This window comes from Pseudomonas sp. PA-6-3C (genome assembly GCF_021605825.1).
Lineage (GTDB): Bacteria > Pseudomonadota > Gammaproteobacteria > Pseudomonadales > Pseudomonadaceae > Aquipseudomonas > Aquipseudomonas edaphica.
In genome coordinates this window covers 153172-164846 of the sequence record NZ_WKDV01000001.1, presented here as the reverse complement: position 1 = coordinate 164846, position 11675 = coordinate 153172, and the positions used below count along the sequence as shown (strand labels likewise).

Sequence of the window (11675 nt, the reverse complement as noted above, 5' to 3'; positions counted from 1 at the left end):
TCGGCTCCGTAGCAAACGTGCAGCCTTTTGTTGGGATTTATCCTACGGCAAACGTTTGCAATAGCTTGAACGAGTTACACACCCAATAGCCGGTTCACCTAAAAAGACCGGCATTAAAAAGAGAACCAAAGGAGCTCCACCCATGAAACTGAGCAGCAAAGCGCTTCTGGCCCTGGCCATCAGCAGCATCACGGCAACCGCCTTCGCTGAAACCCAGAGCCAGGACTTCGTTCCAACCACATTGGCCGGCACCAGTGCCCAAAGCGAGGCCAAAGGCTTTGTCGACGGCGCAAGCCTGGGCGGTACCACCCGTAACTGGTTCTCCAACGAACAGAAGTTCCGTGGCGGCAAGTTCACCTACCAGAAGCACGGCGAAGCGCGCACTGACGCTTACCGTACCAACTGGGTACAGGGCACCATCCTCAACCTGAGCTCGGGCTTTACCCAAGGCACCGTGGGCGTCGCTACCGAAGTCGCGGCCTACAACGCTCTGGTTCTGGACCGCAGCAAGCGCGACATCAAGGGTGGTTCCAACCGTACCCTGGCCGACTCCAACGGTGATGCAGTCGACCAGTGGAGCAAACTGGGCCTGGCCAACGTGAAGTTCCGTGTGTCGAACACCACCTTGACCGCCGGTCGCCAGAACTTCAGCAGCGGCATCGTCGACACCATCGGCAACCGTGCGCTGCCATCGAGCTTCGAAGGTTTCGCCCTGAACAGCGAAGAATTCAGCAACCTGTCGTTCCAGGGCGCTTACTTCGACCGCGTGTCGCCACGTACCGAACAGAGCCTGTCGAAATTCCGCAGTGAATACGGCAATGGCCAGGAAGCGGATCACGTCTACACCGCCGGCGTGAACTACCAGCCGTTCAAGAGCCTGAAAACCAGCTTCTTTGGCGCTCAAGTCAAAGACTTCTGGAACCAGTACTACTTCGGCGCCACCCACGAACTGGGTGATGCTCAGACCCTGGCCCTGACCACCGGCCTGAACTACTACAAGACCGTCGACGAAGGCAAAAAGTTGATGGGCAAGATCGACAACGACACCTACTCGCTGTCGCTGGGCCTGACTCACCAGGCTCACAGCCTGACCTTCTCGTACCAGGAAGTTAACGGTAACGAGTACTTCGACTACCTGCACGAAACCAACGGCATCTACCTGGCCAACTCCCTGACGTCCGACTTTAACGGCCCGAACGAGAAATCGTTCCAGGTCGCTTACGGCCTCAACATGGCCGAATACGGCGTGCCTGGCCTGAAGTTCAACATCTACTCGGCTCGCGGCTGGGGCATCGACGGCACTCACTACACCGGCGACGGCGGCGTGAAAGGCTTCGCTTACAACGGCATCCAGAATCAGGATGGCGAGAAACACCAGGAATACGGCATCGGTACTTCCTACGCCCTGCAGAGCGGCCCACTCAAGGCCACCACCATCCGTGGTACCTACGTGACTCACCGTGCCAGCGCCAACCAGGCTGACGGCAACATCCGTGAGTTCCGCCTGGTCACCACCATCCCGTTCAACATTCTTTAATTAGCGCCAGGTAGACGGCGGGCTCATCACGAGCCCGCCGTCTACGCTTGTCTGGTTTAATCGATTGCAGAGGGCTCTGAATGAAAATGCTCCCGCTACAAGCTGCCATTGCCGCTGCGCTGTTGAGCGTTGCGATCGGCGTTTCAGCCAAACCGCTGGTGGTCTGCACCGAAGCCAGCCCGGAAGGTTTTGACCCGGTTCTGTACACCACCGCAGTAACCGCCGACGCCGCCGCTGAAACCATGTTCAACCGCCTGGTGGACTTCAAGCCCGGCACCACCGAAGTTGTACCGGCACTGGCCAAGGCCCTGCCCGAGATCAGCGCTGATGGCCTGACCTACACCTTCCACCTGCGTGACGATGTAAAGTTCCACACCACCGACTACTTCAAACCCACGCGCAACATGAACGCCGACGACGTGCTTTGGAGCTTTCAGCGCCAGCTGGACCCGAATCACCCTTGGCACAACAAGTCTCTCGTGGGCTACCCGTATTTCGAAAGCATGGGCTTCAAGGAACTGCTCAAGAGCGTAGAGAAGACCGACGATCACACCGTCGTCTTTACTCTGACCCGTCCTGAAGCACCGTTTTTGGCCGACCTGGCCATGGCGTTTTCCTCGATTCACTCCGCCGAATACGCCGACCAGTTACTCAAGTCCGGCAGGACCGATGACCTGAACGCCAAGCCCATCGGCACCGGCCCGTTCATCTTCACCCGTTACGCCAAAGACGCCCAGGTGCGTTTCAAGGCCAACCCGGACTACTTCCGTGGCAAACCGCCAGCTGACCCGCTGATCCTAGCGATCACCACCGACAACAATGTGCGCCTGCAGAAGCTCAAGGCCAACGAGTGCCAGATCGCGCTGTATCCGAAACCGGATGACGTGCCGAGCATGAAGGCTGACCCGAACCTGAAGGTTGCGGAGCTGGCGGCGATGACCACCGCCTACACTGCGCTGAACACCACTCACAAGTACATGAGCGACGCGCGGGTGCGTCACGCGATCAACATCGCGTTCGACAAAAAAGGCTACAACGAATCCCTGTACGGCAAAGGCAATGCCATTGATGCCACCGGCCCGTACCCGCCAACGCTGCTGGGTTTCAGCGACAAGCTGAAAAACCCAACCCGTGACCTCGACAAGGCCCGCGCCCTGCTCAAGGAAGCCGGCGTACCGGAAGGCACCGAGTTCACCCTGTTCACCCGTAATGGCGGCGGCCCGACCAACCCCAACCCGATGCTCGGCGCCCAGCGCATGCAGGCGGATCTGGCGCAGATCGGCCTGAAAGTGAACATCAAAGTGATGGAATGGGGCGAGATGCTCAAGCGTGCCAAAAACGGCGAGCACGACATGGTTTCCGCCGGTTGGGCAGGGGATAACGGGGACCCGGATAACTTCCTCACGCCAAACCTGAGTTGCGATGCAGCGAAAAACGGCGAAAACTACGCCCGCTGGTGTAACAAAGAGTTTCAAGACTTGATCGACAAAGCGCGCGCCATCGAGGAACCCTCGAAACGGGCCACACTCTACGAACAAGCCATGGATGTCTTCGAAAAAGACCAACCATGGATTCCCATGGCTTACCCGAAAATGTTCACCGCCATGCGCAAAAACGTCGAAGGCTTTACCCAAAGCCCTCTGACCACAAATAACTTCGCCACCACCCAGGTGAAGTAAATAAGAGAAGACGCTCGGCACCGTCGACATTGACGGTGCCGAACCTGCCTAACCGGCTGATTGAGGTACACAACAAGATGTTTAGTTTTATTGCCCGCCGATTGGGGTTATTGATCCCCACGTTTTTCGGCATCACGTTGCTGACGTTTGCGTTGATTCGCATGATTCCCGGCGACCCCGTAGAAGTCATGATGGGCGAACGCCGTGTCGACCCCGAGATGCACGCACAGGCAATGGAACGCCTTGGCCTGAACAAGCCGCTCTATGCGCAATACTTTGACTATGTAGGCAAGCTCGCCCACGGCGACCTCGGCGAATCCCTGCGCACGCGCACCAGCGTGTGGACCGAATTCACCGCCCTCTTCCCTGCGACCCTGGAACTGTCCATGGCCGCCCTGTTGTTCGCCGGTATCCTGGGCCTGTTGGCCGGGGTGATCGCGGCCCTTAAACGAGGATCCCTGTTCGACCATGGGGTGATGGGCATCTCCCTTGCGGGATATTCGATGCCGATCTTCTGGTGGGGCCTGATCCTGATCATGTTCTTCTCGGTGAGCCTGGGCTGGACCCCGGTTTCCGGGCGTATCGACCTGCTCTACGACATCGAGCCGCGCACTGGCTTCATGCTGATCGACACCTTGCTGGCTGACGAGCCGGACGCGTTCTGGGATGCCCTGCACCACCTGATCCTGCCGGCCATCGTGCTCGGCACCATCCCGCTGGCGGTGATTGCGCGCATGACCCGTTCGTCGATGCTCGAAGTACTGCGCGAAGACTACATCCGCACCGCCAAGGCCAAAGGCCTGTCGCCGGCGCGCGTGGTATTCGTGCACGGCCTGCGTAACGCGCTGATCCCGGTACTGACCGTGGTCGGCCTGCAAGTCGGCACCCTGCTGGCCGGTGCGGTCCTGACCGAAACCATCTTCTCGTGGCCCGGCATCGGCAAATGGCTGATCGAAGCCATTGGCGCGCGGGACTACCCGGTGGTGCAAAACGGCATCTTGCTGATCGCCTGCCTGGTGATCATGGTGAACTTCGTGGTGGATATCCTCTACGGCTTCGCCAACCCACGCATCCGTCACCAGCGCTGAGATCATGACCATGAGCACACCTACTCAAGCGGTAGCAGTCGATCAAAGCCTGCTGTACCCGTCCCCGTATAAAGAATTCTGGCAAGCCTTTTCCAAAAACAAAGGCGCGGTTGCCGGCCTGCTGTTTATGTTGCTGATCGTGTTCTGCGCGATTTTCGCCCCGTGGGTTGCGCCACATAACCCCAGCGAGCAATACCGCGACTTCCTGCTCACCCCACCGGCCTGGCTGGAAGGTGGGCAAATACAGTTCCTGTTGGGTACTGACGAGCTGGGCCGTGACCTGCTCTCGCGGCTGATCCAGGGTTCGCGCCTGTCGTTGCTGATCGGCTTGTCGTCGGTGGTGATGTCGCTGATCCCGGGCATCCTGCTGGGCCTGTTCGCCGGTTTCTTCCCACGCGTGCTTGGCCCGACCATCATGCGCTTGATGGACATCATGCTGGCCCTGCCATCGCTGCTGCTGGCTGTTGCCATCGTCGCAATCCTCGGCCCTGGCCTGATCAACACCGTCATCGCCATCGCTATCGTGTCGCTGCCGTCTTATGTCCGTCTGACCCGCGCTGCGGTAATGGGCGAACTGAACCGCGACTACGTGACTGCCGCCCGCCTCGCCGGCGCCGGCCTGCCACGCCTGATGTTCATCACCGTGCTGCCCAACTGCATGGCGCCGCTGATCGTACAGGCCACCTTGAGCTTCTCCTCGGCGATCCTCGATGCTGCCGCCCTGGGCTTCCTGGGCCTGGGCGTACAACCGCCAACCCCTGAGTGGGGCACCATGCTGGCTTCGGCCCGTGACTACATCGAACGCGCCTGGTGGGTGGTGAGCTTGCCTGGTTTGACCATTTTGCTCAGCGTGCTGGCAATCAACTTGATGGGTGACGGCCTGCGCGATGCGCTGGACCCGAAACTCAAGAACGCCGCCTGAGGAGATTCCCATGTCACTGTTAGAAATCAAGAATCTCAACGTGCGCTTCGGCGACAAGACCGCCGTGCCGGTGGTCGATGGCCTCGACATTTCCGTCGACAAAGGCGAAGTACTGGCGATCGTTGGCGAGTCGGGCTCGGGTAAATCCGTGACCATGATGGCGCTGATGGGCCTGATCGAGCACCCCGGTATCGTTACTGCCGACGCGCTGAACTTTGACGGCAAGGACATGCTCAAGCTGAGCAACCGCCAGCGTCGCCAGATCGTCGGCAAAGACCTGGCGATGGTGTTCCAGGACCCGATGACCGCGCTGAACCCCAGCTACACCGTGGGTTTCCAGATCGAAGAAGTGCTGCGCCTGCACCTGAAAATGTCCGGCAAGCAAGCCCGCAAACGCGCTATCGAACTGCTCGAAAAGGTAGAAATCCCAGGCGCCGCCAGCCGTATGGATGCTTACCCGCATCAACTGTCCGGCGGTATGAGCCAGCGCGTGGCAATCGCCATGGCGATTGCCGGCGAGCCGAAGCTGCTGATCGCCGATGAGCCGACCACGGCATTGGACGTGACCATCCAGGCGCAGATCATGGAACTGCTGCTGGCCCTGCAAAAAGAGCAGAACATGGGCCTGGTGCTGATCACTCACGACCTCGCGGTCGTGGCTGAAACCGCCCAGCGCGTGTGCGTGATGTACGCCGGCCAGGCCGTGGAAGTCGGCCAGGTGCCGCAACTGTTCGACATTCCGGCGCACCCGTACAGCGAAGCACTGCTCAAGGCCATTCCCGAGCACAGCCTGGGCGCCACGCGCCTGGCCACGCTGCCGGGTATCGTGCCTGGTCGTTATGACCGCCCGCAGGGTTGCCTGCTGTCGCCACGCTGCCCGTATGTGCAGGAATCCTGCCGTGCCCAGCGCCCCGGCCTTGACCCGAAAAGCAACAGCCTCGCGCGCTGCTTCTACCCCTTGAACCAGGAGGTGGCGTAATGGCCGTCGTTCTTACCGCCCGCGACCTCACCCGTCACTACGAAGTGTCCCGTGGCCTGTTCAAGGGCCATGCACTGGTGCGCGCGCTTAATGGTGTGTCGTTTGAACTGGAAGCCGGCAAGACCCTCGCCGTGGTAGGCGAGTCGGGTTGCGGCAAATCCACCCTGGCCCGTGCGCTCACGCTGATTGAAGAGCCGTCGTCCGGCTCCTTGAAAATCGCCGGCCAGGAAGTCGCCGGCGCCGACAAGGCCCAGCGCAAGCAATTGCGCAAAGACGTGCAGATGGTGTTCCAGAGCCCGTACGCCTCGTTGAACCCGCGCCAGAAGGTCGGTGACCAGCTCGGCGAGCCGCTGCTGATCAATACCAACCTGTCCGCCGCCGAACGCCGCGAGAAAGTGCAGGCCATGATGAAGCAAGTGGGCCTGCGCCCTGAGCATTATCAGCGCTACCCGCACATGTTCTCCGGTGGCCAGCGCCAGCGCATCGCCCTGGCTCGCGCCATGATGTTGCAGCCTAAAGTGCTGGTGGCGGATGAGCCGACCTCGGCGCTGGACGTGTCGATCCAGGCCCAGGTACTCAACCTGTTCATGGACCTGCAGCAGGAATTCAACACCGCCTACGTGTTCATCTCCCACAACCTGGCGGTGGTGCAACACGTCGCCGACGACGTGATGGTGATGTACCTCGGCCGCCCCGTGGAAGTCGGCCCCAAGGAAGACATCTACGCGCGCCCGCTGCACCCCTATACCCAGGCGCTGCTGTCGGCCACCCCGACCATCCACCCGGACCCGAACAAGCCGAAGATCAAGATCGTCGGCGAACTGCCCAACCCGCTGAACCCGCCGCCTGGCTGCGCTTTCCACAAGCGTTGCCCGTATGCCACGGCGCGGTGCAGCAGTGAGGAGCCGCAGTTGCGAGCGTTGGATAACCGTCAGGTGGCTTGCCACTATGCGGAGCAGTTTGTGGCTTAAGCCTTGTAGGGCGAGACAGTGGATCGTTCCCACGCTCTGCGTGGGAACGCCGCCCAGGACGCTCTGCGTCCCGTCGCTCGATTAAGGCGTGACGCAGAGCGTCACAGGATGCATTCCCACGCGGAGCGTGGGAACGATCGACTTAGAGGAGTTCTACCGCCCCACCCGTCGGATTGCGCATCAGTCCGGCAGGCGGGGCTTTTTTTCATCTCGACTCAGGTATCGCTGTCACCTTCAGAGTTGTCATCGTCATCTGGCGGCGCTTGCTGGTCATCATCATCCTTTGAGCCGCCCTGGTCTTCATCACCGGCCTCAGACTCGCTCTTGGCCAACTGCAAACCACCCACCTGCGCCGTCTTCGCCGCCACATAGCCTGGGGCCTGGCTCTGCACAGCCGTACTGGCCCACGCCGAAGAAGCGCCCAGCGATAACATCACCAACACTTTCAGCAACAGCACCAAACGTTGAAAGATAGTCATGGTCGATTTCCGTCCAGTCAGTGAAACACGTGCGCCAGCGTTCGACCGGCGCTGTGAATGAAGCTAGTTCCGTTCTCGGGTTTATGCCAATCAGGCCTCACGTATCCTGTCCTCACCGTCATTGTAGGGGTTTTCTTGATATTCCTTGGGCGCGGGCTGAGCCTGGGGCTGCCAGCAGCATCAGCTGGACGGCACGTTGAGTTATACGCAAGGTCGCCTCCGGATCCGTCGGTGAGTGGGTGAAGTATTTGAAAACGCTAGACCGGATGCGGGATTCGCGCCAATGGCCCGGACAGATGAAGATCAAAATGTGGGAGCTGGCTTGCCTGCGATAGCGGTGGGCCAGCCACTGATAGGGTTACTGACAGACCGCCATCGCAGGCAAGCCAGCTCCCACAATGGACCAGCGTCGCGCACACAAAAAAGGGCGAAGCCATGACAGCTTCGCCCTTTGGTGTACCGCACAGACCTTAGTGGTGTTCGCGCGTCGCCCGGAATTTCACATCCGGCCAGCGCTCTTCCATCAGCGCCAGGTTGACCCGCGTCGGTGCCAGGTAGGTCAGGTGGCCACCGCCGTCGATCGCCAGGTTTTCTACGGCCTTGTTGGAGAACTCTTCCAGCTTCTTCTTATCGCTGCAATCGATCCAGCGCGCGGAGTACACGGTGATTGGCTCGTAGGAGCATTCGACCTTGTATTCCTCTTTCAAGCGGCTGGCGACCACATCGAACTGCAGCACACCGACGGCGCCGAGGATGATGTCGTTGCTGCGCTCGGGGAAGAACACTTGGGTGGCACCCTCTTCCGCCAGCTGCTGCAGGCCTTGGCGCAGTTGCTTGGATTTGAGCGGGTCACGCAGGCGTACGCGGCGGAACAGTTCCGGGGCGAAGTGCGGGATGCCGGTGAAGCCCAGGGCTTCGCCTTCGGTGAAGGTGTCGCCGATCTGGATGGTGCCGTGGTTGTGCAGGCCGATAATGTCGCCGGCAAACGCCTCTTCCAGCTGTTCACGCTCGGAGGAGAAGAATGTCAGGGCGTCGCCGATGCGCACGTCCTTGCCGGTGCGCACGTGGCGCATCTTCATGCCTTTTTCGTATTTGCCGGAGCAGATGCGCATGAAGGCGATCCGGTCGCGGTGTTTGGGGTCCATGTTCGCCTGGATCTTGAACACGAAGCCGGTGAATTTCTCTTCGACCGGTTCCACGGTGCGCTCGTTGGCAACCCGGGCCAGGGGTTTCGGCGCCCAATCCACCACGGCGTCGAGCACGTGGTCGACACCGAAGTTGCCCAGTGCAGTACCGAAGAACACCGGCGTCAGCTGGCCGTCGAGGAATTCCTGCTGGTTGAACTCGTGGCAGGCGCCCTGCACCAGTTCCAGCTGGTCGACAAAACGATCGTACTCGTCACCCAGGTGGGCGCGGGCTTCGTCCGAGTCGAGCTTCTCGATGATCTTGGTTTCGGTGCGTTCGTGACCGTGGCCGGCGGTGTAGACAATGATGTAGTCGTCGGCCAGGTGGTACACACCCTTGAAGTCGCGGTAGCAACCAATCGGCCAGGTGATCGGCGCGGCCTTGATCTTCAGGACGGCTTCGATTTCATCCAGCAACTCGATCGGGTCGCGAATGTCGCGGTCGAGTTTGTTGATGAAGCTGACGATGGGCGTGTCACGCAGGCGGCACACGTCCATCAGCGCGATGGTCCGTGGCTCAACGCCCTTACCGCCATCGAGAACCATCAAGGCCGAGTCCACCGCGGTCAGGGTGCGGTAGGTGTCTTCGGAGAAGTCTTCGTGGCCGGGGGTGTCGAGCAGGTTGACCATGTGGTCGCGATACGGGAACTGCATGACCGACGTGGTAATGGAAATACCCCGTTGTTTTTCCATTTCCATCCAGTCGGATGTCGCATGGCGGTCGGATTTGCGGGATTTCACCGTGCCGGCCACAGCGATTGCCTTGCCCATCAGCAACAGCTTCTCGGTGATGGTGGTTTTACCGGCATCGGGGTGGGAAATAATGGCGAAAGTGCGGCGTTTCGCGACTTCGGCGGCCTGGTGGGTCATGGGAAATCGCCTGGCAGGTGAGTCAAAAAAGGGCGGCGAGTATAGCGCAAACCCCAGGCGCCGGACCACCGTTCACCCGATTGGGGGTGGCTAAATGCTGCCAAGTATGGAACCTTTTAAAAGGTAGAGACGTCCACTCCCCTGCTACCGCACTCGGAACAGGGGCTGAAAAATCAGCAAGTTAGCCTGACGAGGCTGCGCTCATGGCTCGATCGCATACCGCGTTGCCGGTATCGGCGAGCTGCTTTTCGCGAACACATTCGAAGGCAGCCAGCAATGGCATTGCCGCCGGAGAATGTGTTCGCCGACAAAAGAAAAAAAGGAGTCCGCCTGTGGCTATTCGCTATGGCAAAGGGCTGATAGGAGGTGCGGTTGTCGTCGCACTCCTGGCCCTGCTGGTCCACTGGATCGGCATCAACACGATCGAACTGTACCGCGACGATTTGTTGTTTTACCTGCAAGCACACCTGATCCTCGTTCTAGTCTCCATGCTGGCCGCCCTCGTTGTGGGCATCCCCGCCGGCATCCTGCTCAGCCGACCGAACATGGTCGGGCGCGCAGAACGCTTCATGCAGATCTTCAACATCGGCAACACCGTCCCTCCCCTGGCCGTACTGGCCATCGCCCTCGGCGTCCTCGGCATCGGCAGCGGCCCGGCCATCTTCGCGTTGTTCCTCGCCTCGTTGCTGCCCATTGTGCGCAACACCTACGAAGGCCTCAAAAACGTTCAAGGCTCACTCAAAGAAGCCGCCACCGGCATCGGCATGACGCCGCGCCAGGTGCTGTTTCGCGTGGAACTGCCCAACGCCGTGCCGATCATCATCGGCGGTGTGCGCGTGGCCCTGGCGATCAACGTCGGCACCGCCCCGCTGGCGTTCCTGATTGGCGCCAACAGCCTGGGCAGCCTGATTTTCCCCGGCATCGCCCTGAACAATCAGCCGCAACTGCTGCTCGGCGCCGCGTGCACCGCGCTGCTGGCATTGCTGCTCGACGGTCTGGTGACCATGGCCAGCCGCCTCTGGCTGGAACGCGGAGTGCGTGCGTCTTAAGGCTTGGCAAAGGAAATCACATGAAAAAACTGACTTTGATATTGAGCTGCGTCCTGCTGTTTGCAGGCATTGCGCAAGCCGCCGAAAAACCGGTGATTCGCATCGGCGCCCGGGTGTTCACCGAACAGACCCTGCTCGCCGAAATCACTTCCCAGTACCTGCGCACCAAGGGCTACGACACCCGTGTGACCGGCGGCCTGGGCAGTAACCTGGCGCGCAGTGCCCAGGAAAGCGGGCAGCTTGATTTAATTTGGGAGTACACCGGCGTGTCGCTGGTGGCTTACAACCATATCGACGAGAAGCTCGACAGCGAACAGTCTTACGCTCGGGTGAAAGAACTCGACGCGAAAAAAGGCCTGGTCTGGCTGTCGCCGTCGAAATTCAGCAACACCTACGCCCTGGCATTGCCGGAGAACGTGGCTAAGGAGTTCCCGCAGGTCAATAGCATCAGCGACCTGACCCAAGCCCTGGCGGAAAAAACCAAGGAAAACCGCCTGGTAGCCCTGGACACCGAGTTCGCCAACCGTTCCGACGGCATGGCCGGCATGGTCAAGCTGTATGACATGAACCTCACGCGTAAAAACACTCGGCAGATGGACGCCGGCCTGGTCTACACCGCGCTGCGTAATGGCCAGGTGTTTGCCGGGTTGGTCTACACCACCGACGGTCGCCTGAACGCCTTCAAATTGAAGCTGCTGGAAGACGACAAGCACTACTTCCCGGACTACACCGCAGCGCCCGTGGTGCGTCAGGTTTATCTCGACGCCCACCCACAATTGGCCGCCGACCTGAAGCCGCTGGCTGCGCTGTTTGACGACGCCACCATGCGCCAGTTGAACGCACGGGTCGACGTCGACCATGAAAGCCCATCCGCCGTGGCCGCAGATTTTCTGCGCCAACATCCCATCAGCCAATAA

The 11675-nt window shown here is 60.2% G+C and carries 10 protein-coding genes; 8 read left to right on the top strand and 2 right to left on the bottom strand.

What is annotated here, in order from left to right:
- The first annotated feature begins 142 nt into the window (after positions 1-142).
- The 6 genes from GIW48_RS00825 (at position 143) to GIW48_RS00800 (ending at position 7176) form a co-directional block, all read left to right on the top strand.
- Positions 143-1537: an OprD family porin gene (locus tag GIW48_RS00825; RefSeq protein WP_017138283.1), complete on the top strand. Its 1395-nt coding sequence runs from the start codon at positions 143-145 to the stop codon at positions 1535-1537.
- A gap of 80 nt (positions 1538-1617) precedes the next feature.
- Entirely contained in the window at positions 1618-3216 is a 1599-nt protein-coding gene (locus GIW48_RS00820; protein WP_017138284.1) for an ABC transporter substrate-binding protein, read from the top strand.
- A gap of 77 nt (positions 3217-3293) precedes the next feature.
- Positions 3294-4304, top strand: coding sequence for an ABC transporter permease subunit (locus GIW48_RS00815; protein WP_026013789.1), 1011 nt, complete (start codon positions 3294-3296; stop codon positions 4302-4304).
- Positions 4305-4314: 10 nt separating this feature from the next.
- A complete protein-coding gene (locus GIW48_RS00810; protein WP_017138286.1) occupies positions 4315-5226 on the top strand; it encodes an ABC transporter permease subunit in 912 nt (303 codons plus the stop codon).
- A gap of 10 nt (positions 5227-5236) precedes the next feature.
- Positions 5237-6205 carry an ABC transporter ATP-binding protein gene (locus GIW48_RS00805; RefSeq protein ID WP_017138287.1) on the top strand — a complete coding sequence of 323 codons (969 nt, stop codon included), beginning with the start codon at positions 5237-5239 and terminating at the stop codon, positions 6203-6205.
- The gene (locus GIW48_RS00800) at positions 6205-7176 is read left to right on the top strand and encodes a peptide ABC transporter ATP-binding protein (RefSeq protein WP_017138288.1); all 972 of its coding nucleotides are present in this window, start codon (positions 6205-6207) and stop codon (positions 7174-7176) included. The genes GIW48_RS00805 and GIW48_RS00800 overlap by 1 nt, the downstream gene beginning before the upstream one ends.
- 215 nt (positions 7177-7391) lie before the next feature.
- Here the strand turns inward: GIW48_RS00800 and GIW48_RS00795 are convergent, their stop codons facing one another.
- Both GIW48_RS00795 and GIW48_RS00790 read right to left on the bottom strand, forming a co-directional pair.
- Entirely contained in the window at positions 7392-7655 is a 264-nt protein-coding gene (locus tag GIW48_RS00795) for a hypothetical protein (protein WP_017138289.1), read from the bottom strand.
- A gap of 470 nt (positions 7656-8125) precedes the next feature.
- Complete coding sequence (locus tag GIW48_RS00790) at positions 8126-9709, bottom strand: peptide chain release factor 3 (protein ID WP_017138290.1); 1584 nt, start codon at positions 9707-9709, stop codon at positions 8126-8128.
- Between the two features lie 332 nt (positions 9710-10041).
- Between GIW48_RS00790 and GIW48_RS00785 the strand changes: the two genes are divergently transcribed.
- Both GIW48_RS00785 and GIW48_RS00780 read left to right on the top strand, forming a co-directional pair.
- Positions 10042-10758, top strand: a complete 717-nt coding sequence (locus GIW48_RS00785) for an ABC transporter permease (protein ID WP_017138291.1) — start codon at positions 10042-10044, stop codon at positions 10756-10758.
- A 20-nt stretch (positions 10759-10778) separates the two neighbouring features.
- Positions 10779-11675: a glycine betaine ABC transporter substrate-binding protein gene (locus GIW48_RS00780; RefSeq protein WP_017138292.1), complete on the top strand. Its 897-nt coding sequence runs from the start codon at positions 10779-10781 to the stop codon at positions 11673-11675.

What these genes read in the sequence shown, in the direction of transcription:
- GIW48_RS00825 (WP_017138283.1), top strand. Translation starts at nt 143, where the DNA reads ATGAAACTGAGCAGCAAAGCGCTTCTGGCCCTGGCCATCAGCAGCATC.
- GIW48_RS00820 (WP_017138284.1), top strand. Translation starts at nt 1,618, where the DNA reads ATGAAAATGCTCCCGCTACAAGCTGCCATTGCCGCTGCGCTGTTGAGC.
- GIW48_RS00815 (WP_026013789.1), top strand. Translation starts at nt 3,294, where the DNA reads ATGTTTAGTTTTATTGCCCGCCGATTGGGGTTATTGATCCCCACGTTT.
- GIW48_RS00810 (WP_017138286.1), top strand. Translation starts at nt 4,315, where the DNA reads ATGAGCACACCTACTCAAGCGGTAGCAGTCGATCAAAGCCTGCTGTAC.
- GIW48_RS00805 (WP_017138287.1), top strand. Translation starts at nt 5,237, where the DNA reads ATGTCACTGTTAGAAATCAAGAATCTCAACGTGCGCTTCGGCGACAAG.
- GIW48_RS00800 (WP_017138288.1), top strand. Translation starts at nt 6,205, where the DNA reads ATGGCCGTCGTTCTTACCGCCCGCGACCTCACCCGTCACTACGAAGTG.
- GIW48_RS00795 (WP_017138289.1), bottom strand. Translation starts at nt 7,655, where the DNA reads ATGACTATCTTTCAACGTTTGGTGCTGTTGCTGAAAGTGTTGGTGATG.
- GIW48_RS00790 (WP_017138290.1), bottom strand. Translation starts at nt 9,709, where the DNA reads ATGACCCACCAGGCCGCCGAAGTCGCGAAACGCCGCACTTTCGCCATT.
- GIW48_RS00780 (WP_017138292.1), top strand. Translation starts at nt 10,779, where the DNA reads ATGAAAAAACTGACTTTGATATTGAGCTGCGTCCTGCTGTTTGCAGGC.